General features: G+C 56.8%; 21 protein-coding genes, 1 tRNA gene and 1 pseudogene. 15 read left to right on the top strand and 8 right to left on the bottom strand.

The window, feature by feature from the left end; translation table 11 throughout:
• Positions 1-262 precede the first annotated feature (262 nt).
• The 6 genes from lon to ACO5R6_RS06355 all read left to right on the top strand — a co-directional run bounded on the left by lon (position 263) and on the right by ACO5R6_RS06355 (position 8217).
• Positions 263-2545 carry an endopeptidase La gene (gene lon, locus ACO5R6_RS06380; RefSeq protein ID WP_485626357.1) on the top strand — a complete coding sequence of 761 codons (2283 nt, stop codon included), beginning with the start codon at positions 263-265 and terminating at the stop codon, positions 2543-2545.
• Positions 2546-2727: 182 nt separating this feature from the next.
• Positions 2728-4317 carry a DUF438 domain-containing protein gene (locus tag ACO5R6_RS06375; RefSeq protein WP_485626356.1) on the top strand — a complete coding sequence of 530 codons (1590 nt, stop codon included), beginning with the start codon at positions 2728-2730 and terminating at the stop codon, positions 4315-4317.
• A gap of 109 nt (positions 4318-4426) precedes the next feature.
• Positions 4427-5158 (top strand): HAD family hydrolase, encoded by a 732-nt coding sequence (locus tag ACO5R6_RS06370; protein WP_485626355.1) that lies wholly within the window; start codon positions 4427-4429, stop codon positions 5156-5158.
• 65 nt (positions 5159-5223) lie between these two features.
• Positions 5224-6357, top strand: coding sequence for a tryptophan--tRNA ligase (gene trpS / locus ACO5R6_RS06365; protein WP_485626354.1), 1134 nt, complete (start codon positions 5224-5226; stop codon positions 6355-6357).
• Between the two features lie 17 nt (positions 6358-6374).
• Positions 6375-7889 (top strand): Y-family DNA polymerase, encoded by a 1515-nt coding sequence (locus tag ACO5R6_RS06360; RefSeq protein ID WP_485626353.1) that lies wholly within the window; start codon positions 6375-6377, stop codon positions 7887-7889.
• A gap of 61 nt (positions 7890-7950) precedes the next feature.
• Positions 7951-8217, top strand: coding sequence for a hypothetical protein (locus ACO5R6_RS06355; protein WP_485626352.1), 267 nt, complete (start codon positions 7951-7953; stop codon positions 8215-8217).
• Positions 8218-8239: 22 nt separating this feature from the next.
• On the opposite strand, the gene ACO5R6_RS06350 is transcribed toward ACO5R6_RS06355, so the two are convergent.
• Positions 8240-9130 (bottom strand): hypothetical protein, encoded by an 891-nt coding sequence (locus ACO5R6_RS06350; RefSeq protein ID WP_485626351.1) that lies wholly within the window; start codon positions 9128-9130, stop codon positions 8240-8242.
• Between the two features lie 191 nt (positions 9131-9321).
• Between ACO5R6_RS06350 and ACO5R6_RS06345 the strand changes: the two genes are divergently transcribed.
• Complete coding sequence (locus ACO5R6_RS06345) at positions 9322-10488, top strand: SEL1-like repeat protein (RefSeq protein ID WP_485626349.1); 1167 nt, start codon at positions 9322-9324, stop codon at positions 10486-10488.
• Here ACO5R6_RS06345 and ACO5R6_RS06340 read toward each other — a convergent pair.
• Positions 10485-11153, bottom strand: a complete 669-nt coding sequence (locus tag ACO5R6_RS06340; RefSeq protein WP_485626348.1) for an alpha/beta fold hydrolase — start codon at positions 11151-11153, stop codon at positions 10485-10487. The two genes, ACO5R6_RS06345 and ACO5R6_RS06340, sit on opposite strands and share 4 nt — an antisense overlap.
• 192 nt (positions 11154-11345) lie before the next feature.
• Here ACO5R6_RS06340 and ACO5R6_RS06335 point away from each other — a divergent pair, with 192 nt between their 5' ends.
• From ACO5R6_RS06335 to ACO5R6_RS06325, 3 genes are read left to right on the top strand one after another with little or no spacing between them, the layout of a single operon-like run.
• Positions 11346-12107, top strand: coding sequence for a uracil-DNA glycosylase family protein (locus tag ACO5R6_RS06335; RefSeq protein WP_485626347.1), 762 nt, complete (start codon positions 11346-11348; stop codon positions 12105-12107).
• Positions 12104-13909 carry an oligoendopeptidase F gene (pepF, locus tag ACO5R6_RS06330; RefSeq protein WP_485626346.1) on the top strand — a complete coding sequence of 602 codons (1806 nt, stop codon included), beginning with the start codon at positions 12104-12106 and terminating at the stop codon, positions 13907-13909. The genes ACO5R6_RS06335 and pepF overlap by 4 nt, the downstream gene beginning before the upstream one ends.
• Before the next feature lie 40 nt (positions 13910-13949).
• Complete coding sequence (locus ACO5R6_RS06325; protein WP_485626345.1) at positions 13950-14954, top strand: tRNA dihydrouridine synthase; 1005 nt, start codon at positions 13950-13952, stop codon at positions 14952-14954.
• 104 nt (positions 14955-15058) lie between these two features.
• Here the strand turns inward: ACO5R6_RS06325 and ACO5R6_RS06320 are convergent.
• Positions 15059-15131: transfer RNA gene (locus ACO5R6_RS06320), tRNA-Pro, on the bottom strand.
• Between the two features lie 154 nt (positions 15132-15285).
• On the opposite strand from ACO5R6_RS06320, the gene ACO5R6_RS06315 reads away from it, so the two are divergent.
• The 4 genes from ACO5R6_RS06315 (at position 15286) to ACO5R6_RS06300 (ending at position 18454) form a co-directional block, all read left to right on the top strand.
• Positions 15286-15720 carry a Fur family transcriptional regulator gene (locus tag ACO5R6_RS06315; protein ID WP_485626344.1) on the top strand — a complete coding sequence of 145 codons (435 nt, stop codon included), beginning with the start codon at positions 15286-15288 and terminating at the stop codon, positions 15718-15720.
• 56 nt (positions 15721-15776) lie between these two features.
• Complete coding sequence (locus tag ACO5R6_RS06310; RefSeq protein ID WP_485626343.1) at positions 15777-16781, top strand: metal ABC transporter substrate-binding protein; 1005 nt, start codon at positions 15777-15779, stop codon at positions 16779-16781.
• A 130-nt stretch (positions 16782-16911) separates the two neighbouring features.
• The gene (locus ACO5R6_RS06305; protein ID WP_485626342.1) at positions 16912-17634 is read left to right on the top strand and encodes a metal ABC transporter ATP-binding protein; all 723 of its coding nucleotides are present in this window, start codon (positions 16912-16914) and stop codon (positions 17632-17634) included.
• Positions 17627-18454 carry a metal ABC transporter permease gene (locus ACO5R6_RS06300; RefSeq protein WP_485626341.1) on the top strand — a complete coding sequence of 276 codons (828 nt, stop codon included), beginning with the start codon at positions 17627-17629 and terminating at the stop codon, positions 18452-18454. Before ACO5R6_RS06305 ends, ACO5R6_RS06300 begins: the two co-directional genes overlap by 8 nt.
• Before the next feature lie 215 nt (positions 18455-18669).
• Here the strand turns inward: ACO5R6_RS06300 and ACO5R6_RS06295 are convergent, their stop codons facing one another.
• A complete protein-coding gene (locus ACO5R6_RS06295) occupies positions 18670-19806 on the bottom strand; it encodes a cation diffusion facilitator family transporter (RefSeq protein ID WP_485626340.1) in 1137 nt (378 codons plus the stop codon).
• A 192-nt stretch (positions 19807-19998) separates the two neighbouring features.
• Between ACO5R6_RS06295 and ACO5R6_RS06290 the strand changes: the two genes are divergently transcribed.
• Complete coding sequence (locus ACO5R6_RS06290; protein ID WP_485626339.1) at positions 19999-20847, top strand: sirohydrochlorin cobaltochelatase; 849 nt, start codon at positions 19999-20001, stop codon at positions 20845-20847.
• Here ACO5R6_RS06290 and ACO5R6_RS06285 read toward each other — a convergent pair.
• The 4 genes and pseudogenes from ACO5R6_RS06285 to ACO5R6_RS06270 form a co-directional block, all read right to left on the bottom strand.
• Positions 20837-21598, bottom strand: coding sequence for a sulfite exporter TauE/SafE family protein (locus tag ACO5R6_RS06285; protein WP_485626338.1), 762 nt, complete (start codon positions 21596-21598; stop codon positions 20837-20839). The two genes, ACO5R6_RS06290 and ACO5R6_RS06285, sit on opposite strands and share 11 nt — an antisense overlap.
• Before the next feature lie 56 nt (positions 21599-21654).
• On the bottom strand, positions 21655-22899 hold the full coding sequence (locus ACO5R6_RS06280) for a dicarboxylate/amino acid:cation symporter (protein ID WP_485626337.1): 1245 nt from the start codon (positions 22897-22899) through the stop codon (positions 21655-21657).
• A gap of 89 nt (positions 22900-22988) precedes the next feature.
• The gene (locus tag ACO5R6_RS06275) at positions 22989-23525 is read right to left on the bottom strand and encodes a DJ-1 family glyoxalase III (protein WP_485626336.1); all 537 of its coding nucleotides are present in this window, start codon (positions 23523-23525) and stop codon (positions 22989-22991) included.
• A gap of 161 nt (positions 23526-23686) precedes the next feature.
• Positions 23687-23906: pseudogene (locus tag ACO5R6_RS06270) on the bottom strand (class I SAM-dependent methyltransferase); the annotation flags it as partial.

The raw sequence follows: 23906 nt of genomic DNA, 5'->3' as shown, positions 1-23906 counted from the left end.
GCACCTTTGGTGCACGAGAACGCTCTTTTCATTAGGGAAGTTTTTTCACAGCCCCTTTATTTTCTTCCAGGAAGAACTTGACTTGTTTTTTGCGGCGGGTGTAAGATGAGACGACAGAATTAGCAACAAACAGATTCAAGTGCTAATTACATTTTGAACAATTAAAAGCAGGGGCCGTCTATGGCGGAGACAGAAGCGATCCGATCCTGTCTTATGCTCTGCTCTGCCGAGGAAACCTTGTAAATCGAAGGAGGATATATTGATGACCGTTGTTCCCGTATATAATATCGTCTTAGTGCCGGATGCCAACATGTACCTACGGACCGAGACCTATCAGAATATGACAGGCAAGACCCCCAAGATCGGGGAGAGGGTCATGCTGATCGCCCTGAGGGAGAGAAAGACCCGCGACCAGTTTCGTGAAGATTCCTTCTATCCGATCGGAGTAACGGGAGAGGTGGTAGAGTACAGTCAGGAGAACGGATTCCTGGTCATCCACACGGGAGGCCGCCGGAACCTGGACGCAATCACCATCTACAAGGATCACAGCATAGAGCTCGCCGTCAGCCGAAGAGAGTCTCGAAATGATCTCGATCAGGAATTGGAGAAGGACCATTTGATGAAGCTCAAGCAGGAGATGGTCCGCGCTGCCGCCGGACAGCCCTGGGAGAGCGGGATCCGGACCTATCTGGCGCAGATTGGCAGTATGAATGAGGCCATCGCCATGATGAGCCCCTGGATCATGGAGGGGGCCGGTGAGCGCTATGAACTCCTGGCTGTTGACTCGGACCGGGAGCGTATGGAGCTGGCGGAGAAGATCGCCTATCAGAATGTGGAGATGAACCGGATCAATCTGGAGGCCAAGAATGCCCAGGAGGAGGACTATCAGAAACTCTACCGGGAGCAGGCCATCAAGAAGCAGATCGACTATCTGCAGAAGGAACTGGACGGGATGCATCCCGACAGCGTGTCGGATATCCGCCGCCTCGAGCTGGCCATCGATGAGTCCGGGATGAAGGGAGAGGCCAGGAAAGAAGCCAGGAAGGTCCTAAACCGTCTCAAGCAGGAGGGACAGAACTCACAGGAGTCAGGTATGCTCTATGACTACCTGGATTTTATCAGCTCCCTCTCCTGGAAGAAGGAGAAGGCGGAGCCGATTGATCTTGAAAAGGCCAGGAAGATCCTGGATGAGGACCACTATGGTCTGAAGAAGGTCAAGGAGCGGATCATTCAGCAGGTCGCAGTCATGAATCTGAAGCAGCAGCAGGCCGGCTCCATCCTCCTCTTCGTGGGAGCGCCGGGCACAGGCAAGACGTCGATCGGGAAGTCCATCGCCAGGGCTCTGGACCGGGAGTATGTCCGGGTCTCTCTGGGAGGAGTTCGCGATGAGGCGGATATTCGGGGCCACAGGAGGACCTACCTGGGGGCCATGCCCGGCCGCATCATGGACGGGATCAATAAGTCCGGGGTATCGAACCCGGTCATGGTCTTAGATGAGATCGACAAGCTCGGCCAGTCCTATAACGGAGACCCCGCCAGCGCCCTTCTGGAGGTCCTGGACCCGGAGCAGAACAATAGCTTTACGGACCACTATATGAATGTTCCCTATGACCTGTCCGATGTCTTCTTCATCTGCACGGCTAACGCAATCGATACCATACCGGCCCCCCTCTTAAACCGCATGGAACAGATCTCATTTCGGGGCTATACCCCCCTTGAGAAGCACGCGATCGCCAGAGAGCACCTCCTGGCCAAGAGCCTGGACAAGGTGGGGCTTGGTCCGGACCAGATCTCAGTCAGCGATGATGCCATTGATGCCCTCATCGAGGACTATACCCGAGAGGGAGGAGTCCGGGGGCTCAAGAAGCAACTGGATACCATCTGCCGGGTGGCGGTGGTCCGGTATCTGGAGGGAGACCGGCAGAGGATCGAAGTGACCGGGGAGAAGCTACCGGATTTCCTGGATGTGAACCCCATGATTCACAACCGGGTTAAGGATTCCGCCGACCCCGGCGTTATCACAGGCCTGGCCTGGACCCCGGTCGGGGGAAGCATTCTCTACATCGAGACCATACTCGTCAGGGGCAGCGGCAAGGTTCGGGTGACCGGACAGCTGGGAGACGTCATGAAGGAGTCTGTCCAGATCGCTGTCAGTCTGGCCAAGAAGCTCTACCCGGACCGGTCTGACCTCTTGGCAGAGCATGATCTTCACATACACGTTCCCGATGGGGCGACGCCCAAGGACGGTCCCTCCGCGGGAATCACCCTGGTGACGGCTCTGGCCTCTCTTCTGACAGACAGGCCCATCTCGCCCCATTACGCCATGACGGGGGAGCTGTCCCTGCAGGGCAACATCAATCCCATCGGGGGCCTGCCGGAGAAACTGATGGCGGCCCAGAGGGCCGGTGTCAAGACGGTATTCATCCCCAAGGACAATGAACAGGACCTGCGCGATGTGGCCGATGAGGTCAGGGACCAGCTTGAGATCCTGCCGGTGGAGAAGGTCACGGATGTGCTGCGCCGGCTTGGCCTGCTGGAAGACTGATTCCGCCGTGAGATCCGCCGGGTTTCCCGGCGGGGTCCGGTCCCGGCCCGGACGAAAAATGTTGTAAGCAGATTGATAGTGTTGGAAAAACAACAGAAAAAGAAGGCCCAAGCCCTTATCATAAGTCCATGGCAAGTAAGTAAATACTAACAGATCGAGGACAAAGAGCCGGGAGGTGGACGATGATTCGCGTATTGGACTTCAATAAGAAGGTGGCTGATCTGGCCGGGGAATATGAGGACTTCATTCCGATTATGGCAGAGCTTGGCTTTAAGGAGATCAGTTCTCCGGCTGCCCTGAAGCTGATGGGTAAGCTGATGACCGTGCCCAAGGGGGCGGCGGTCAAGGGAATCCCCCTGGACAAGATCGTGGATCGATTCGAGGAGGCCGGCTTCCGCGTGATCGGACTGCCGGAGGATTTCTCAAGGAAGCGGCAGAAGCAGTCGGAGGTGGACCTGCAGGGAGGACAGGCCGACGCGAGCCGGAAGGACGAAGAGAGCCGGAAGGAAGACGAGTACCTCATCCGCTCCAGAGAGGCGGACCGGGAACTGGCCACAGGACAGGAGCGGGTCGGCCTCCTCAAAGACTATATCTCCCGCGTCGGTCGGGGCGAGGACCTGGAGTCGGTCCGCCGGGATTTCATCAGGCATTTCGAGGCGGTCTCCGTCCATGAGATCGCGGAGGCCGAGCAGTCCCTGATTCGCGAGGGAATGGACCCGGCGGAGGTGCAGAAGCTCTGCGACCTGCACTCAGCCCTCTTCCACGGCAAGACCGAAGCAGAGGTCTGGGCGGAAGAGGAGGCTAAGAGTGAAGAGGCGGGCTATAAGATTCCCCAGGGGCACCCCGTCGACTATTTCCACAGGGAGAATGCCGCTCTTGAGAAGAAACTGAAGAGGGCCAGGCTTGACCTGGGCTTCGGAAGAGATCTGGACCAGATCCAGGAGGAGCTGGCCGACTTAAAGAGGGTCCGGATTCTCTACGGAAAGAAGGAGGAATCCATCATGCCTCCCCTGGAGCGCTATGGCATTTCCGGCCCGAGCAATGTCATGTGGGGAGTGGATGACGAGATCAAGGCGGAGCTTGGCCGCCTGACCGCCTCGATGGCTTCCGCCCTGGAGAACAACCGGGCCGGGGCCATGTTTGACGCGGTCAAAGAGGATATTGCCGCTGTATATCAGCGCATGGAAGAGATGATCTATAAGGAGGAGAAGATTCTTCTGCCCATGGCCATGGAGCACTTCACAGAGGAAGAGTGGGTGTCCGTCTATGAGGACCTCTTTGAGATGGGGCCTGTTTTCATCGATGCCATCCCCCACTGGGAGGAGGGAGACAGGCTTCTTGCGGAAAAGAGGGCTTCGGCCGGGACTTCCGTATACTCCGATGGGGTCATTCGCTTTGAACAAGGGGAGATGACCCTGGCTCAGCTGCAGGCAGTCTTCGACCTGCTTCCGATCGACATCACCTTCATCGACGCCGATGAGATCAACCGGTTCTTCTCCAACCGGGGCAGAGTGTTCGCAAGACCCAAGTCCGCCCTGGGCCGAAAGGTCTATGATTGTCATCCGGTTCGCATCCGGCCGGTTGTAGAGCAGCTGATCCGTGAATTCAAGGAGGGAAGCAGGGATTCCTATGAGAGATGGATTCCAAATCCCTTGAGGCCGGTCAAGATCCAGTACCTGGCGGTTCGCGACAGGGAGGGGAATTTCCTGGGGACCTTGGAACTGGTCCAGGATTTCAGCAAGATCAAGAAGGAATTAAGACATCTGAGATAAGGGCGAGGAGATCGCACGGCGCAGACGGAACTCCGGGACGGTTGTCCCGGAGTTCTGTGCTATAATGGCGGAGAATTCGAAGACAGGAGAAGAAGAGAAAGGATAGCCTATGCCGGATCGCGCTGTTTTTTTCGATTTGGACGACACCCTCTACAATTTCGAGGTCTGCAACCGGGCCGCGGAGGAGGCTTCCCTTGCATACCTGCAGACGGAGCTTGGCTATGAGGGAGATCTCAGATCCTATCATGAGGGCATATACCGCCATATGGATGCCCTGGAGGAGCGTCTGGGCAGTGACAACCTGGCCTGTCACTCCAGGACTCTCAGAAATGCGATGTTCCTAGAGGAACTTGGCTATCCGGCATGCCCCCATGCAGGAGTTCTTGAGGAGATCTACTGGCAGGAGACCTTCCGTCATCTGACCCCGGAGCCGGGCATTGTGCAAGTCCTTGCGGGCTTGAAGGACCGTGGGGTCTATGTGGGAGTGGGGACGAACCTGACGGCCTTCCCCCAGTACCAGAAGATAGCCCGCTTGGGTCTGTCGGACCTGATTACACAGATCATTCCCTCGGAGTTGACCGGTTTTGAGAAGCCGTCAAGGGGCTTCTTTGAATTCTGCCTCAAGGAGGCGGACATCAGCCCCCGAAACTGCGTCTTCATCGGGGACAACTTCCGCCATGACGTCCTGGGCTCCAGGGCCCTTGGAATAAAAGGAGTCCTCTACGCGCCGCCCCGGAGACCCATGTCAAAAGAGATAGAGGAGGAGGTCATCCGGGACAAGATCCCGGTGATCCGAGATTATCGGGACCCGGAGGCCCTTGCGATTGTGGGATTGACCTGATTGACTCTGGCGCAGCGGGAGAAATCATGGTAATATACAGAACATAGATTCGATTGGAGAGAATTATGCTAGCCAAAGACAGCGAGAAGAAAATCATCCTGACCGGGGACCGACCCACAGGAAAACTGCACCTGGGACATTATGTAGGTTCTCTGCAGCGGCGGGTGCAGTTGCAGAATACCGGAGAATTCGACCAGATCAACATCTTGATTGCGGACGACCAGGCTCTGACGGACAACTGGGATGATCCCCAGAAGATTCGGGACAATATCATCGAGGTGACCTTAGACTACCTGTCCACAGGAATCGACCCGGACCGGTCCAACATCTGTGTCCAGTCCGGGATCCCGGCCCTGCACGCCCTGACCTTCTACTACATGAACCTGGTCACGACCCAGCGTCTGTCCAGGAATCCGACGGTGAAGGCGGAGATGGGGATGCGGGGCTTCTCCGCGGCTGAGGGGGAGAATGACAACATACAGGGTCTGCCCGCGGGATTCTTCACCTATCCCGTCTCTCAGGCGGCGGATATCACAGCCTTCAAGGCGACTGCGGTCCCTGTCGGGGAGGACCAGGAGCCTATGATCGAGCAGACCCGGGAGATTGTCCGCCGCTTCAACCAGACCTACCGGAGAGATATCCTGGTGGAGCCGGATATCCTCCTGCCGGAGTCTGAGGCCCAGCGCCGCCTGCCGGGCATTGACGGCAAGGCCAAGATGTCCAAGTCTCTGGGCAACTGCATCTACCTGTCGGATGATGCGGCGACGGTGAAGAGCAAGATCATGAGCATGTACACAGACCCGGAGCATGTGAACATCAATGATCCGGGTCATGTCGAGGGCAATATGGTGTTTACTTATCTGGATGCCTTCTGCCGGGACGAGCTCTTCGATGAGTACCTGCCGGACTACAGCAGCCTCCGGGAGATGAAAGACCACTATGAGAGGGGCGGGCTGGGAGATGTCAAGTGTAAGAAGTTCCTCATCAAGGTCATGGAGGAGCAGTTGGCCCCCATTCGCCGGGCAAGGGCCAAGTGGGAGGCGGATATCCCGGCGGTCTATGACATTCTGGTCAGCGGAACAGCCAATGCCGTTGCCTGCACCGACGAGACCTTAGGACAGGTGCGGGATGCCATGCGGATCAATTACTTCGATGATCGGTCTATCATTGAGGACTGGAGGAAGTGGCTTCAGAAGTAAGGAGGCAAAGAGGAGAGATGTCGATCGGGCAGGAGCGGACCTATGTCGCTATTGACCTAAAGAGCTTCTATGCCTCGGTCGAGTGCCGGGACCGCAAGCTGGATCCGCTCACGACGAATCTGGTGGTCGCAGACCTGAGTCGGACCGAGAAGACCATCTGTCTTGCGGTCTCTCCCTCGCTCCGGGCCTATGGAATCGGGGGCAGGGTCCGACTCTTTGAACTCATGCGGGCGGTAGACCGGATCAATGCGGCCAGGACTTATGCCAACGGGGGCAGGGCGCTTGAGGGGGCCTCCTGCCAGGCACCGGAACTTGCGATAAGACCCGGGCTGAGACTGGACTATATTGTGGCCAGACCCCGGATGAAGCGCTATGAGGAGGTCTCCGCCGCTATCTATCAGATCTATCTGAACTATGTGGCCCCGGAGGATATTCTCGTCTATTCCATTGACGAGGTCTTCCTGGATCTGACGCACTACCTGAGGACCTACGGGCTTACGGCCCGTCAGCTGACCACCAGGATCATACGACAGGTTCTTGAGGAGACGGGAATTACGGCAACGGCGGGAATCGCCCCCAATATGTACCTCTCTAAGGTGGCTATGGATATCGTGGCCAAGCATGTGCCGGCGGATGAAACCGGGGCCAGGATTGTGGAGCTGGATGAGGCCGGCTATCGGCGAATGCTCTGGGAGCACACACCATTGACGGATTTCTGGCGTATAGGATCTGGCACTGCAAGAAAACTGTCGTCCCTGGGCCTTAAGAGCCAGGGTGATATCGCCCGTCTCTCCCTCTTGGACGAGGACCTGCTCTTTCGGGTCTTCGGTGTCAATGCGGAGTACCTGATCGATCACGCCTGGGGCAGGGAGCCTGTGACCATTGCGGATTACCGGGCCTATCAGCCCAAGAGCAAGTCTCTTGGGATCGGACAGGTCCTGCAGGAGCCGACATCGAATGCACTTGCCCGCATCCTCCTGCGGGAGATGTGTGACAGCCTTGTCCTGGACCTGATCGACAAGAGACTCCAGACCAATCAGCTCCTCCTGACGGTGGGCTATGACAGGAGCAATCTGGACCTGTCCCAGGGACAAGCCACCTATCAGGGGCCGGTGCAGACCGACTACTATGGACGGCCTGTTCCAAAAGCGGCACATGGCTCGGTCCTACTGCCCTACTACAGCTCCTCACAGCGCCTGATCAGCCGCTTCCTTCTGGACCTCTATGACCGGATCAGTCAAAAGGAACTCTTAGTGCGGAGGCTGACTTTGACAGCCGCCCGGGTCCTTGCGGAGGGGCAGCAGAAGCCGGCAGGCGAGTACGACCAGCTGGATCTCTTCAGGGATTATGGAGAGGAGAGGGCGAAAAGGGAGTTGGCCCGGCAGGAGGAAGCGCGGGAGAAGAAGGCCCAGGAAGCGGTTTTGAAGCTCAAGAAGCGCTTTGGGAAGAATGCGGTCCTGCGGGGAACGGACCTCATGGAGGGAGCGAATGCCAGGAGCCGCAATCAGCAGATCGGAGGCCACAGGGCCTAGGGGCAGCCTGGGGTCAGAGGCTGAAAAGAGGATCCGTCGGCAGAGACGAGGAGATGAGCCTTTGGAAGAGAAAGCAGTGCGGGCAGGTGACCGGGGAGTCGAGGATAGGTATGGAGATATCCTGGACCTGGACTGGAAGGGCGTGCGAAGACATCCACATGCGGACATGACGATCCGGGCAGCTCAGTTTGCCCCCTTTTCGGCCCTATCCGGCTATGAGGAAGAACTGGCCGAGGCAGCCAGGCTGGTGGATCAGAAGGCGGAATTGGCAGAGAGCGCCCATCAGGAACTGGATCAGGGGTTGGCTTCCATCGGGCCTTTTTTGTGATCTGATTTGATGACAGGGGAGACTATCGTCCGAGGAACTGACGAATGATGCTCAGAAGAAGTCCTGCCCCTGCCAGGCCTCCCTCCGTCAGGGCTCGCTCAGAGAAGACGGACAGGTAGGCGCGAAGCCCTGTGGCAAGGCCGGCATGGGTCCCCGACTGGATGAGGTTGGCCAGGTAGACCGAGGCGGTGGGAGTCAGGATCAGGGCTACCAGGAGGATTGCAAAGGGGAAGGCTCCGCGTCCGCAATCCAGCCGGGTCTTCACCCCATCCACCATAAATCTTCTGCGGGAGAGGATCCACAGGGTCATGAGGACGCCGAGAATGGGTGTCAGCAGGGTCGCCAGTCGAAATACATTGAGACCCGTCGCCGTATCCTTGAGGGTCTCGGAGACCGTCGCGATATTCTGTACGGCGGACCATACGAAGACAGCGACCACGGCGAGCATGAGAAGGGCACTCAGGAACTGAAGGAAACGACCGAATTTGCGAGCTCCCTTGGCCGGAAGCTCTGCGGCGGTCAGGCCCTTCTTAGGGAGAGCAGAGGGCTCGGAAAGGGGGGCATCCTCCGGATCATCTCCCGCGTCCGAAGAAGCGCTTGTCTGAGGAGCGGCCGCAGGAGCGGATGCAAGAGAGGGGCAGTCCTGCCAGATATCATGCGATTCCGGGTGATCTTCCAGCCACTCCTGGGCGAAGTCATCTCTGGTATAGATATGGTTGCCGTGCTTTCGCATATGGCTGACCATCTTTAGCATGAGCTTGTCGAGATCCTTGTCATCGTCATCAGGAGCCGCAGTCAGCACCTCGGTGATCTCATAGAGATGGGGGGCCGTCTCGCGGAAGTGGATTTCCGCTACAGATATGCCGTCGTTATCAGCGCGGACAATTTTATTCTTTCCAATTGCGTATAACATACTTACCTCTGCTGTTATCGGTCTTCTGAAATATTCTAGGTCATTATACCATGAGGCCGGTTAAAACCCCATGATTTTCAGACAAATAATGCTAAAATGAAAATAGTTTTGCGAGGATTTGACGACAGAAGGCACATTGTCCGGCCGAGAGCGGACATGCGGGTGGAATCAGCAGAGATTGCGGGGGACACATGGCAGAGATTCAGATCAGCAATTACAGCAGTGAGGACAAGCGGGACTTTGTCGCCAGGATGACAGAACAGATGTTGACCAAGGCCAGCCCCTATGAGCGGGCCCTCTATGAGCAATTTGTCGAGGAGGGTTGCGCTAAGGAGGAGCTGGTCTGCCTGGAGGCCAAGGGCTACGGTTCCTATGGGGGCAATGAGGTCTTCCCCTGTGACTATGAAGTCAGCAGAGCCTGTATGGAGAAGCTCCTGGCCCTGACCGATGACGCTTCTTACGCCAATACCCTGGGCTACATCTACTACTATGGCCGCCTGGACGGGAAACCGGATTATGGGAGAGCTGCCTCATATTTTACCCTTGGGGCCGCACAGGGGATCTTTGAATCAACCTATAAGCTTGCGGATATGTTCGAGCGGGGGCAGGGACTGATTCAAAGTCCCGCCGCCTGCGCCAACCTGATCAGTATGCTCTACGCAAGGACCAAGGATATTCTCTGTCACAGGGAGTACCGGGGGAAGTTCGCAGATGTGGCTCTTCGTATGGGACATCTGATGGAGGAGGGGATTGGCTTTGCACCGGATCTGGTGTCAGCTTACTCGGCCTACCTGCAGGCTCAACTGGCCATTCGCCTGCGGATGCAGACAAGCAAATATGGGGGAGACCTCCGTGTCGCCGCCAAGATCGACCGGGCTGTGGAACGCGTCTACAGGAAGCTGAAGGAGAGGGACTTCTTCATGGAAGAGATCGAGATGAACGGCCCTGTTCCTCTCTTGTCTTTCCTGGAGGACTACGGTCGGATCCGGGTGCGCCTGCAGGCAGAGGGGGATTCGCTTCGCGTTGATTTTCACGGGATAGAGAGAGCATCCTCCAGCCGGTCGGACGAGGAGAGTGAGTTTGAGAATGTAGTGCCCAAGCAATTGGTGACCATTGCCGAGTTCTCCGCCTGCATTCTCTCAAGCCGCCTGACAATTCATATGGAGGATGTCAATATCATCTATCGGGCGGCAGGGGAGACCCCCTTTGAGATGGATGAGCTGGTCGTGGACCCGAAGGAGGGGGGACATTATCTCTTCCTTCGGGCGGGAGAAGTGATGATGGATTTTGAGGCCCGGCACCTGATGATCTATAAGAAGGATCTGGCTGATTTGACCCGGACGTCGCCCGGGCTCTAGAAGGCTTCCGGGTTTAGAAATTTGCGGAGAATGGGTCCCAGCTTGGGAGAGTGGAGAACATAGGAGGAGTGGGTCTCCCTGGGCAGGATCAGGAGCTCGGAATTCGGGATCCCATCGGCGATCCGCCTTGTCTCCCGGGGCAGAATTACATCCATAGACCCGGCCAGAACCAGAGTCGGGCAGGAGATCCGCGCCAGATCTTCCTCTGTGATATGGGGTTCCTGCAGCATCAGCGTCTGCAGGGGATCCTGGGTCTTCCTGGCCAGGCGCTTGATCTGATAGCGGACCGGACGACGGACGCCGCGGGGGGAGAGATTGGCCCCGCTGATCATGAGCTTGGAGATCAGATCGGGGTGCTGAGAGGCCACGAGAAGGCCGATGATGCCGCCGTCGGAAAAGCCATAGATGGCCGGTTTTCTGATCTCTAAGGTCTGAATCAGGCGAACGACATCATCCGCCATATCCTGGTAGTGGAATTCCGCCGGCCGGGCGGAGAGACCCTGCCCTCGCGAGTCCATGGCATAGACCGTGTAGTCAAGCTCCAGGTCCGCGGTCAGGACGTCAAACTCTCCGTGGCTTCCGCCATTGCCGTGGAGGAGAAGGATGGGGTCTCCCTGCCCGGACTTCTCGTAGTAGATCACTTGGTTTTCCAGTTGAATGTACATGGTCGGATCCTCCTTAGAACATTGACATCATTCTACCACAGGATGTCTGTTTGACAGGATCCGGGATGCAAAATATAATTTTCATTGCACACAAGTAAAACACGAAAAAGCTTGGAATTGCGCGAAGGATACCGGTCAGGAAGCAGAAGACCGGCAGTCTTCGCCCTTCCGGGAAATCACAAGGGGGACAGCTTGGAATACAGTCACGTTACGCATGCGGACTTCGGGCCCGAATACGATGAGGAGTCACGGATCCTGGTGCTCGGATCCGTTCCCTCGGTCAAATCCAGAGAGGCAGCCTTCTACTATGGACACCCACAGAATCGATTCTGGCGGCTGCTTTTTCTCCTGCAAGAAGCCGGACGACTGGATGCCCGGTCTCTTGCGGATCCAGGGACCCGGCCGAAGAGAGGACAGACAGATCGGATCTTTTCCGGCTGTCTCAGCCGGATTCCCCCGGTTTCCTGGGCCAGAAGTCGGGAGGAAGAGCGCTCTTTGCGACGGGATTTCCCGGACTTCCCCTGGACCAAAGAGGAGAAGAAAAGCTTCCTCCATGCCAATCATATCGCCGCCTGGGACACCATCGCGGAGTGCGATATCCGGGGCTCCTCGGACGCTTCTATTAAGAATGTGATTCCGTCAGACATCCCTTCGCTGCTGGCCGCAAGCCCCATTCGAATGATTCTCTGCAACGGGGCGACATCCTATCGCTATTTCCGGAAGTATCTGACCCCGCTTTTGGACCGGTTCTATCGCGAACACCCCGATCGGGAGCATGCCCATGTCCGGCAGCTGCCCTCGACCAGTCCGGCCAATGCGGCCTGGTCACTTGAGAAACTGGCTTTGGCCTGGGACGAGGCCTTGTGCGGGGATTTGGACTTGGCATCGGATGGGAATCAGAAGGAAGATCAGCAAAAGAAGGGGCAGGCAGAAAGGATGAGGAGGGAAAGATGAGCCGGAAATTACGGGAACGCGGGGAGATGGATCCCGAGTATATGTGGGACCTGTCCTCTCTCTATGCCTCGGACGAGGACTGGGAGAAGGCCCTGCCGGGGCTTGATCCCATCATCGAGGAGGCGACCGCCTTCCGGGGGAAGCTCCGGGACGCCGCCAGTATCCGGGCCTTCTATGATAAGAGCGAGGAACTGGACCTCCTGATGTCGGACCTCTTTGAGTACGCCATGCTCCGAAAGAGTGAGGACACCCGGGAGGCGGCCGGGCAGAGGATGTATGCGGTTATTTACGGCAAGTATGTCCGGGCTATGGCAAGACTCTCCTTTGCGGTTCCCGAGATCCTCTCCCTGGACGAAGAGGATCTGAGGGAGATCGTGGCGGACCCGCTGCTCGATGACTACCGGCAGATGATGGAGGACCTGCTGGATCAGAAGCCCCATACCCTGCCCGCAGACCAGGAGGCTCTTCTGGCCAGCTACGGGGAAGTCCTGGGCGCGCCCGCAGGCATCTCGGAGAGTCTGATGGATGCGGATATGGTGTTCGAGGACGCAGAGGACGCCAATGGGAGGATGCACCAGGTCAGCGGATCCTCCTATATTCAGCTGCAATCCTCTACGGACCGGGTCCTTCGCCATAAGGCCTTCGAATCCTTCTACAAGACCTATCGGCAGCATATTAACACCCTGGCCTCCACCTATTCCGCGGCAGTCAAGTCGGCTGTGACAACGGCGGAAGTTCGCCGCTATGCCTCCTCCCGCCGTATGTCCATGGAGGAGAACCATATACCCGAACAGGTATACAATCACCTGCTTGCGACAGTCCGGGATCATCTGCCGACCATGTACCGATATGTCGACCTGCGCAAGCGCCTGCTGGGACTGGAGGAACTCCACTACTACGACCTCTATGCCCCTCTGGTCGGTCAGCCCGCCATGGCTTACACCTATGACCGGGCAAGACAGATGGTCATAGATGCCGTCCGTCCTCTGGGGGAGGAGTATGGCAGGGTCGTCCGGGAGGCATTTTCCAACCGTTGGATCGATGTTTACCCGAACCTGGGCAAGAGGGGAGGCGCCTTCTCCGCGGGGACCTATCGGTCCAATCCCTACATTCTGACCAATTTCAGCGGAAGCCTGGATTCTGTGTCTACTCTGGCCCATGAGATGGGCCACTCCATGCACAGCTGGTATACCAGGAAAAGCCAGCCGCCCCACTATGCGAACTACAGCCTCTTTGTGGCAGAGGTGGCCTCCACGGTGAACGAGAACCTGCTGATTGAGAATCTCCTGGACCGGACGACGGATCGGAAGGAGAAGCTGGTTCTGCTCAACCAGTATCTGGAGAACTTCAAGGGGACGGTCTACCGGCAGACCATGTTCGCCGAGTTCGAGCAGCTTGTTCACGAGAAGGCCCAGAGGAGAGAGGCACTGGATTCAGAAAGTCTCAATGCCGTTTATCTGGACCTGGTCAGAGATTATTTCGGCGATGGGCTTGTCCTGGATGATGAGGTCAAATATGAGTGGGCCAGAATCCCCCATTTCTATCGACCCTTCTATGTCTACGTCTACGCGACCGGCTACTCTACGGCGGTGGCCCTGTCGGAGGGGATCAGGAGAGAGGGTGCGCCCGCTGTGAAGCGCTATCTGGACTTTCTGTCCATGGGGTCCTCCAGGCATCCTCTGGATGAACTTCGCCACGCCGGTGTCGATTTGAACACAAGAGCTCCCCTGGATGCGGCCCTGGATAAATTCGAGGCGGTGCTTGGGCAGGCCGAGGAAATCACGGATGAATTGGGCCTGTAGTCAGGGATCAGGGGCAGGTTCATAAGAGAAAGAGGATAAGATGAGAGAGGATATCCGATTGGAACTGGCGCCCATGGAGGGACTGACAGGCTATGTCTTTCGCAATGCTCTGGTCAGATATTTTCCCGGGCCGGATACCTGCTACACGCCTTTTCTGGTGGTGAACCAGCACCACTCCTTCAAGACAAGAGAGAAAAGGGAGATAGATCCTAAGAATCAGAAGAGGGTATTCCCTGCCGGCAGTCCGCGCCTGGTGCCCCAGCTGATGGCCAATGATCCGGACCTCTTTCTCTGGGGCTGCCGGTACCTGGAGGATCTGGGCTATGAGGAGGTCAACCTCAATGCCGGCTGTCCTTCTCCTACGGTTGTGACCAAGGGGAAGGGGAGCGGGATGCTTGTAGATACGCTTAAGCTGGAGCGATTTTTGGACCGGGTCTTTGAGGACCTGGACCGCTCCGGGAGAAGAGTCAGAGTATCGGTCAAGAGCCGACTGGGCATAGATGACCCGGGGGAGATGGAAGACCTGATCCGGATCTATAACGCCTATCCGCTGGAGCGCCTGATCATTCACGCCAGGGTTGGACGGGCCGCTTACCAGGGCAATCCCGATCGAGATGCTTTCTTCCTGGCTCTTGAGGGGAATCGTTTGCCAATCTCCTATAATGGAGATATTCTCAAGCCCCAGGACGGGGATGAAGTTCTTGCGGCAGCGGCCGGGCATGATCCGGATAGAAGGCTGGACGGCTTGATGATCGGCCGGGGTCTCCTGCGGGATCCGGCCCTCTTTCGCAAGATGCGGGGAGGTCCGCCTGCCGGCCCGGCCGAGCTGGAAGAATTCACAGGAGACCTCTTCCACAGTTATGCCAGGGAGATGGACGGCTACGGCAATGCCCTCTTTCGAATGAAGGAGGTCTGGACCTATCTGAAGGACCGCTACACCGACGGGGACCGCTATCTGAAGGCCATTCAAAGAAGCAGACGAAGAGAAGATTATGAACAGGCCGTCAGAGCCCTCTGCCGCTATGGGCAGGTCAGGGAAGATTGAGGCCGGAGGTCTGATTCGATGGAAAATGAAAACAGGACGAGGGTATAACCCACGGATCAACTATAAAAGACCCGGCAGACAAATCTGCCGGGTCTTTTGATCAGTCGGAATGACAGGACTTGAACCTGCGGCCTCTTGACCCCCAGTCAAGCGCGCTACCACCTGCGCTACATCCCGATGCAACGATGTTTATTGTAGCGGATTTCCGATAGAGACGCAAGCATTATTTTCAGGAAGACAATTTGAAAGTGATTTTCATATTGACAAGCCGGAGGGAGACTTGCATAATATGGAAATGGTTTTCAGATTAAAGAAGGGATGACCGGATTGAATGAAGAAGGCTGCGTATCAGACCAGACAGAGAAGGCAGTTGCTTGCCTATATGGAGTCAACCGGCGGGAAGCATTTTACCGCCGCGGATGTGGTCTCCTATTGCAGAGACCTTGAGCTTGGGATCGGAACGACGACCATCTATCGTCAACTGGACAAGCTGGTCTCAGAGGGGCTGGTTCGCAAGTATCTGATTGACGAGAAGACGGCTGCCTGCTTTGAGTATCTGGGAGATGAGAGCGATCACTGTCGTGAGCACTATCATCTCAAGTGTGAGTCCTGCGGCAGGCTGATTCATCTGGACTGTCAGAGGATCGATGCTCTCGCGAAGCATATCCTGGATCAGCATGGCTTCGCCGTCAATCCGACCAGGACGACCTTCTTCGGACTCTGCCGGGACTGCCGCGAGAAGCCGGTGCCAAGTCGGACGGATTGAAGGCCGCATGGAAGTTGATGCAAATATCTTGTATTGCGATTGTAGAGGAGAAGAGAATGAGAGCAAGAGGAAAGAAAATCGCCGCCATTCTGTTGGCGGGACTGTGCGTATTCGGTCTGATGGCCTGCGGCGGCAAGAATGCGAATCAAAGCACGCAGGAGACCAAGGACCAGGGGAAGAAGCTCAAGATTGTGACAACGATTTTCCCGGAGTATGACTGGGTCATGCGCGTCCTGGGAGACAAGGCCGATCAGGCGGAAGTGACAATGCTGATGGACAAGGGCGTAGACCTGCATAGCTTCCAGCCCACGGTGGAAGATATCGCCAAGGTCTCCTCTGCGGACGTATTCGTCTATGTGGGAGGCGAGTCTGACGCCTGGGTTGAGGACGCTCTGAAGAATAAGACCAATCCCAAGCAGAAGACGATCAACCTGATGGAAGTCCTGAAGGACCGGGTTAAGCCTGTCGAGAAGAAAGAGGGAATGCAGGAGAACACCCACGAGGATCACAAAGAGGGAGAGGAGGAACTGGATGAGCACGTCTGGCTCTCTCTAAAGAATGCCAAGATCGCGGTCGATCAGATTCAGAAGACCCTGTCAGAGACAGATCCGGACAATGAGGCCTCTTACGCCAAGAATGCCAAGGCCTACGGAGAGATCTTAGACGAGCTGGATCAGAAGTACCAGTCTGCTGTCAATTCTGCCAAGCACAAGACCCTGGTCTTCGGCGACCGCTTCCCCTTCCGCTATATGGTAAACGACTACGGCCTGGACTATTTCGCCGCCTTTGAGGGCTGTGATGCCGAGTCCGAGGCCAGCTTCGAGACGGTGGCATTTCTGGCCGGAAAGATTAAGGAGCTCAAGCTGCCGGCAGTCCTGACCATTGAGGGAGAGACCCATAAGCTGGCAGAGTCCATCAAGCAGAATTCCCAGGTCGCAGATCTCAAGATCTTAAGCCTCGACTCCATGCAGTCCGTCAAGGCGGAGGATGTGGCCAAGGGGGCGACTTATATCAATGTGATGAGCAAGAACTTAGACCTGCTCAAGCAGGCCATGAACTGACTTCATGAGCCAATAGGAAGCAGAAGATATCCTGTCCTTGTCATAGGGCAGGATATTTGGCCGTTTTAAGAGGATGCAAGACCGGGCCAAAGCCAAAGAGGAGGCCGGCAGCTCAGACAGGACAGGTGCAATGAGAGAAGAAGAGAAGGATATTTTAACCTGCAGGGATCTGACCCTGGGATACGGAGAGCAGATTCTGGTGGAGCAACTGAATTTCAGCCTGCCCAAGGGGGCCTACCTCTATATTGTGGGTGAGAACGGGGCGGGCAAGACCACCCTGATGCGGACCCTGCTCAAGCTACAGGCCCCCCGGTCCGGCAGGATCTTCCTGGATGAGGAGGTCGCCGCGGGAGGAATCGGCTATCTGCCGCAGCAGACCCAGACCCAGCGAGATTTCCCGGCATCGGTCCTGGAAATCGTTCTAAGCGGCTGTCAGGCCAGAGGTCCCTGGCACCCCTTTTACAGGCGTGAGGAGAAGAAGCGGGCTCATCTGTGCATGCGGCGGCTGGGTATCTGCCATCTGCAGGACCAATCCTACCGCAAGCTGTCGGGCGGTCAACAGCAGAGGGTTCTTCTGGCCCGGGCCCTGGCGGCGACCGACCGGATCCTCCTCTTGGACGAGCCGGTGACCGGGCTTGATCCCAGGGCCTCCCTGGCCATGTATGAGCTGGTGGAGAAGCTTCATAAGGAGGGGATTTCCATTATCATGATCTCTCATGATGTGCGGGCGGCGGCTGAAAATGCCAGTCACATCCTCTACCTGGGGGATGAGACCTTCTTCGGAAGCGCCGAGGAATTCGCTCATAGCCCGATCGGACAGCGCTATCTCAAGAAAGGAGACGCTCATGCTTGATACGCTGGCACACTACCTGACCTATCCCTTTGTGCGCTATGCCCTTGTGGTCGGCGTGCTGATTGCCCTGTCCTCCTCCCTGCTGGGTGTGACCCTGGTCCTGAAGAGATACTCCTATATCGGAGACGGCCTGAGTCATGTGGCCTTCGGGGCCATGGCTGTTGCTACCGTCCTCAAGATGTCCAATCACCTGGCTCTCATTCTGCCTCTGACGGTGCTGGCGGCGGTCGTACTGCTCCGGTCCGGGCAGAATGCCAGGATCAAGGGGGATGCGGCCATAGCCATGCTCTCGGTCGGCGCTCTTGCCATGGGTTACCTGCTCATGAATATCTTCGGCACGGCGTCAAATCTGGCGGGAGAGATATCAACGACCCTCTTCGGCTCGACGACCATTCTGACTCTGACCATGCAGGATGTCATCCTCTGCCTGATTCTGTCCATGATCGTTGTGGCCATGTTCATCGTCTTCTATCATCGGATCTTCGCGGTGACCTTCGACGAGACCTTCGCCAGGGCCGTCGGAATCCGCGCGGGGGCCTGGAATCTTCTGATCGCTGTTATGATTGCCCTGGTGGTCGTCCTTGCCATGAACCTGGTGGGGGCGCTTCTGGTGTCGGCCCTGGTCATCTTCCCGGCCCTGTCGGCCATGCGCGTCTTCCAGAGTTTTCGGGCGGTCACGATCTGCTCCGTGACCCTTTCGGTCATCTGTGCTCTGACCGGGATCCTGATCTCCATTCTGGCGGGGACGCCGGTCGGGTCTACCATTGTTGCGGCCGATATCGCGGCCTTTATCGTCTGCCTGCTCGTAGGGAGAAATTAAGGGCGGGATCAGACGCAGCCTGCTTTGAACCGGTACATACTCTTTGCGACAAATCTATTTTTTCATTTGTTGAAATGAGACGGCTTGGGGATTGATGGCAGCACTTTTTATTGATACGGGATGGCTTCCCAATGCCAGCTTGAGCAAGATGGTCGGGTTCTGAGTATCATCCGGCCAGGACTATGAGTTGAGCAAGAGGGAAGAGGAGAAGCGGATCAGGCCCCTGCCGAGAAGTCCCGGTCGATATGAATTGAGCAGATCAGGTCAGCGCCCATCTGCCGGCGGACCGCTTCTTGGATCTGCCTTAGAAGCTGCTCGTCGGACAGGTGAAATCCATAGGGAACCAGGAGATCGAAGACCAGTCTGGTCTTCGATCTTTTGTGAATCATGCGAAAATCATGCATGCTCAGGCGGGGGTCAATCCCCTTAAGGAGCCGGACCATCCGGTCTGTCATCTTAAGGACCTCAGGATCGTCTAAGATGATGGGGTCGATGTGGATGGTGGTCTCGCAGGAGAACTCCCGTCGGATCGCATCTTCCGCCCGGTCCAGCTCATCGTGGATATCAAGCAGGCGGGAGTTGGCCGGGGCCTCGGCGTGCAGGGAGACATAGACGCAGCCGGGGCCGTAGTTGTGGATGATCAGGTCATGGATTCCCAGAATGGATGGACAGGAGCAGACGATTTCCTCAATCCTGTGAACCATGGCGGGATCCGGGGCCTGCCCCAGGAGAGGGGTGGAGGTGTCCCGAATGGCCTCAATACCGGCCTTCGTAATGAAGCAGGCCACGATGATGCCGGCGATGGCATCGATGCGGCCGATCCCGGTCCACCTGGTCAGGAGGAGGGAGACCAGGACGACGCCGGTAGAGAGGACGTCAGACAGACTGTCGGTTGCGGCTGCCAAGATGGTGGAGGAACCGGTCTTGCGGCCGATCCTGCGGTTGTAGGAGAACATATAGAGTTTGACCAGAATCGATAGGACAAGAATCGCCCCGGTGAAGATGGTCAGATGGGGAGACTGATTCTTAAAGAGACCCAGAATCGAATCCCGGAAGAGCTCCGCAGCCATCAGGAGGATGAGAAGGGAGACAATGAAGCCGGCCAGGTATTCGATCCGCCCATGGCCGAAGGGGTGCTCCGGGTCCGCCTCATGGGAGGAGAGGCGGAAGCCGGCCAGGGTTACGATGGAGGATCCCGCGTCGGAGAGGTTGTTGAGGGCATCCGCGGTCACGGCGATCGACCCGGTCGCAAGGCCGGTCAGAAACTTGACCAGGGCCAGAAGGCAGTTGAGGAGGATCCCGGCAAGACCGGCAATGATCCCCCATGTCCTGTGGCGTTCGGCCTCAGTCATGGAAGATTTGTCTTTGAAAAAGAAATGGGAGAGCAGGGTAATCATGGACAGACCTCACAGAGAAATCGGTGTTTGAATCTATTGTAGCATTGGAGGACAGGAAGGGGGAGCCAAGAAGGGTCTGCGGCCGGGGAATCCGGTGTGCTATGATAAGAAGGAATATGGGATCTTCAAGATAAGAGAGGGGAAATAATGCAGGAGAGAGAATTGCTGGTGGTTTCTTTCGGAAGCTCTTTCGCAGAGACCAGAGAGACGGATATCGGAGGCGTGGAGCGGGCGCTGGGGGAGGCCTATCCCGACTTCCTGCTGAGAAGGGCCTTCAGCTCACCCAGGGTGATTGCGCATATGAAGAGGAAGGATCATGAGGAGGTGGATTCTGTCAGTCAGGCTCTTGCGAGGGCCATCGATGCGGGAGTCAGGCAGATTGTCCTGCAGCCGACCTATCTCATGCGGGGGTTCGAGTATGAGCGGCTGCTCAAGATCCTGGACCAATCCCGGGACCGCTTCGAATCCGTGGCAGTGGGAGCCCCCCTCTTAAGTGACAGAAGAGAGGCGGACTACAAGTCAAGGGACATGGTGGAACTGGCAGAAGCCATCATAGAAGACGTCGAGATGGAGACGGGCCATCCGATCGGAGCAGACGGAGGGAGAACAGCCCTGGTCCTGATGGGACACGGGACAGAGCACAGGGCCCATGCGGTCTATCAGCAGTTCCAGGAGCTCTTCCGGGATCTGGGAGAAGACCATGTCTACATCGCGACGGTTGACGGAGAAGATCCAAGGACCGAGATTCACGGCCTTATTCGGGAACTGAGATCGGCGGGATATACGCATATCATCCTTCGTCCCCTGATGGTGGTTGCAGGAGATCATGCAATCAATGATATGGCGGGTCCACAAGAGACGTCTTGGAAGAATCTCTTTGCGTCCGCCGGGGCATTTGAACAGATTGACTGTCAGATCCGCGGCCTGGGCCGTCTGAAGAAGGTCCAGGAGATCTACCGAAGACATGCCCGGGCTGCCATGGCGCTTAGAACTTAAGGACCAGCTTCAGGAAGAGGAGAGCGAGCACAAAGAGGATGATGGGGCGGGTAATACCGGCCCCATTTTTCATGGCAAGACCGCTTCCCACATAGTTGCCCAACATATTGGAGACAGCGGCGGCGACAGCCAGGGGCAGTAGGACTTGACCCTGCAGGAGGAAGACGACCGCTCCGGAGATACTGGTGGTCAGGTTGATTGCCTTCGTCATTCCGTTGGCCCGGGCCATGGGAAGCCGGGCCAAACTAGTCAGGCCGATGATGAGGAAGGTGCCGGTTCCGGGGCCGTAGAAGCCGTCATAGATGCCGATAAAGAAGGCCAGAAGGCCGGCGATAATGCTTGTCTTAAGATCGGATGTCTGCTCGGACCGGCTATGGTCTCTGAAGAGATTCTTGTTGAGCACCAGAAACGCTGTGACAGGCAGGATGAAATAGAGCAGATAGGACATAATCCCGGGATTGATGATCAGGGCCAGGTGGGCCCCCAGGGCAGATCCCGCACAGGCCAGAAGAATGGCGGGGATGGCTTCCCGCCACGGGATCAGACCCCGGACGGCGAAGCGGCCGGTGGTAAGTCCGGTCCCCCAGGCCGATGAGAACTTATTGGTGGCCACGGCGGGAACCGGCGGAAGACCGGCCAGTAGATAAGCGGGGAGGCAGACCAGGCCGCCCCCGCCGCCAATGGCATCGACCAAGCCCCCCAGGAAGAGGAGGGGGAGGACGATGAGATAGGTAATGAATGTAATATGCATGGAATTCCCCTGTGCTTTACAGATTCCTGCAAGTTTTGGACCGGGGCTCTTGTCCCTTAATTCGTCTTGGCGGATTTCTTCGCGGTCTTGCGGTCCTCCAGGGCATTGACCACCATGGCGCAGGCCGCATCCCCGGTGATATTGACCGTGGTACGGCCCATGTCGAAGATACGGTCAACGCCGGCGACCAGGGCGATTCCGTCAACAGGAAGACCGACCGACTGAAGCACCATGGCAAGCATGACCATGCCGGCACCCGGGACCCCGGCAGTCCCGATGGAGGCCAGAGTCGCGGTCAGGACAATGGTCAGCATCTGCGGGAAGGTCAGGTTGATCCCGTAGCAGGAGGCGATAAAGATGGAGCAAACACCTTGGTAGATGGCGGTTCCGTCCATATTGATGGTGGCTCCCAGGGGAAGGACGAAGGAGGTGATCTCCTTCTTGGCGCCCAGTTTCTCCGTGCACTCCATATTGAGGGGGAGTGTTCCCACGGAGGAGGCGGAGGAGAAGGCGAAGAGGATGGCCGGCATCATGCCCTTGAAGAATGTGATCGGGTTGAGTCCGGCCGCCATGCGGACGGTGAGGGAGTAGACCAGGATAGCATGAACCAGATAGCAGAGGTAGGCGACGGCCAGGACCGCAGCTAAAGACCCCAGGATGGATGGACCGTTCTCGGCGACGACAGGGGCCAGGAGGCAGAAGACGCCGATGGGGGAGAAGGTCAGGATCATCTCCATGACCTTGAGGCAGGTGTCATTTAAGATATTGACAGCCATCTCGACCTTGCTCATCCTGGGACCGATCTGCATGATGGCAAATCCGATGAAGAGGGAGGCCACGATCACCTGGAGCATATTGGCCTCGGCGAAGGGCTTGATGAAGTTGCTGGGGAAGATGCCGACGATCGTGTCCATGAAGCTGACCGAGGACTGGGCCTTGAAAGAGAGGTCGGTGGTGGTCAGAACGGGGAATATTCCCTTGAAGAGATTGGCGATAATCAGGCCGATGGTGATGGCGAACGCAGTCGTGCAGAGATAGAAGCTAATGGTCTTCCCGCCGATGGAACCGACCTTGCGGACGTCCTGCAGGGAGATAACGCCGGCCATGATCGAGAAGAAGACCAGGGGAGCTACGATCCACTTGATCAGGTTCAGAAAAATCACGCCAAAGGGCTTGATATAGGTCTTGATGATGCCGGCCTGGCCCAGATAGGCGAAGGCAGATCCTACGATGATAGCCAGAACCAGAGCGATGAAGATCTGGCTGGTCAGTGACAGTTTATGTGATTTTGTCTGAGACATAAGCACTCCTTTGCGTGTAAAAAGTCGATCATGACGGTATATTGACTCATTATTCTACTTCAAAGTCAGCCTGCGTTCAATCCGGCCTGTCAATCGTAGAGAGTCTCCTCTCCAAGCCTGCGGGCGGCCTCTTCTCCCCTGACATAGGCCACAATGGCCAGTCCAAAGGCAAAGGCGGTTCCCATGGCCCGGCTGGTGATGATGTTTCCGTCACGCACCACCTTGTCGGTCAAATAATCGCAGTCGCCCATCTTGTCCGCGAAACCGGGATTGGAGGTCGCCCTCTTGCCGGACAGAATACCAGCCTTGGCCAAAACGGAAGGGGCGGCGCAGATGGCCGCGACCAGCTTGCCTGCGGCGGCGAAGTCCTGCACCAGCTTGATCACCCGCCCGTCTGCTCCCAGATTGGTCGTGCCGGGCAGGATGATCCCATCGTAGTCTTCCCAGGCAGCCCGGCTCATGCAGGTGTCTGCCTGAAAGACAATCCCATGGGAGCCCCTGATTTCAGTCTCCTCTTTGATGGAAATGCCATCGATCCCGATGCCGGCCCTGCGGGCCAGGTCAACTACGGTCAATCCCTCGATCTCCTCGCAGCCGTCTGCGAATAAAATTGCCAGTTTTTTCATATTCCTATCTCCTCTATTATGCTATCTCCCAGAACGACTCAAATCAGCCTGAAATATAACAGATTTTCTCGAAGTTTTCCTGCAAACTCTCAGGCGACTCAGATCATCCCTTCCGGTTTTCTCGTACAACCGATATCTCTTTTCGCATTCCTGTCCCTGGGTTATTTCCTCCCGACAAGAAGCGCCGATTCGGAAAGCCCCATCCAGACAGACTCCGATTTCTCCATAAACATTCCCTTTGCCGTGGGGATGAGTTCGACTTTTTCATAGCCCATGTCCCTTAACTTCCGGACAAAGGACTGCATGTCTCCGTATCTGGCTTCGGAGAAAATATCGTGAATCGCAAAGCTTCCGCCCTTTTTCAGTACGCGCAGCGTTTCC

Source organism: Shuttleworthella sp., from assembly GCF_057251025.1.
Note: the sequence above shows the minus strand (reverse complement) of the source record. Positions and strands in the feature narration are given on the sequence as shown.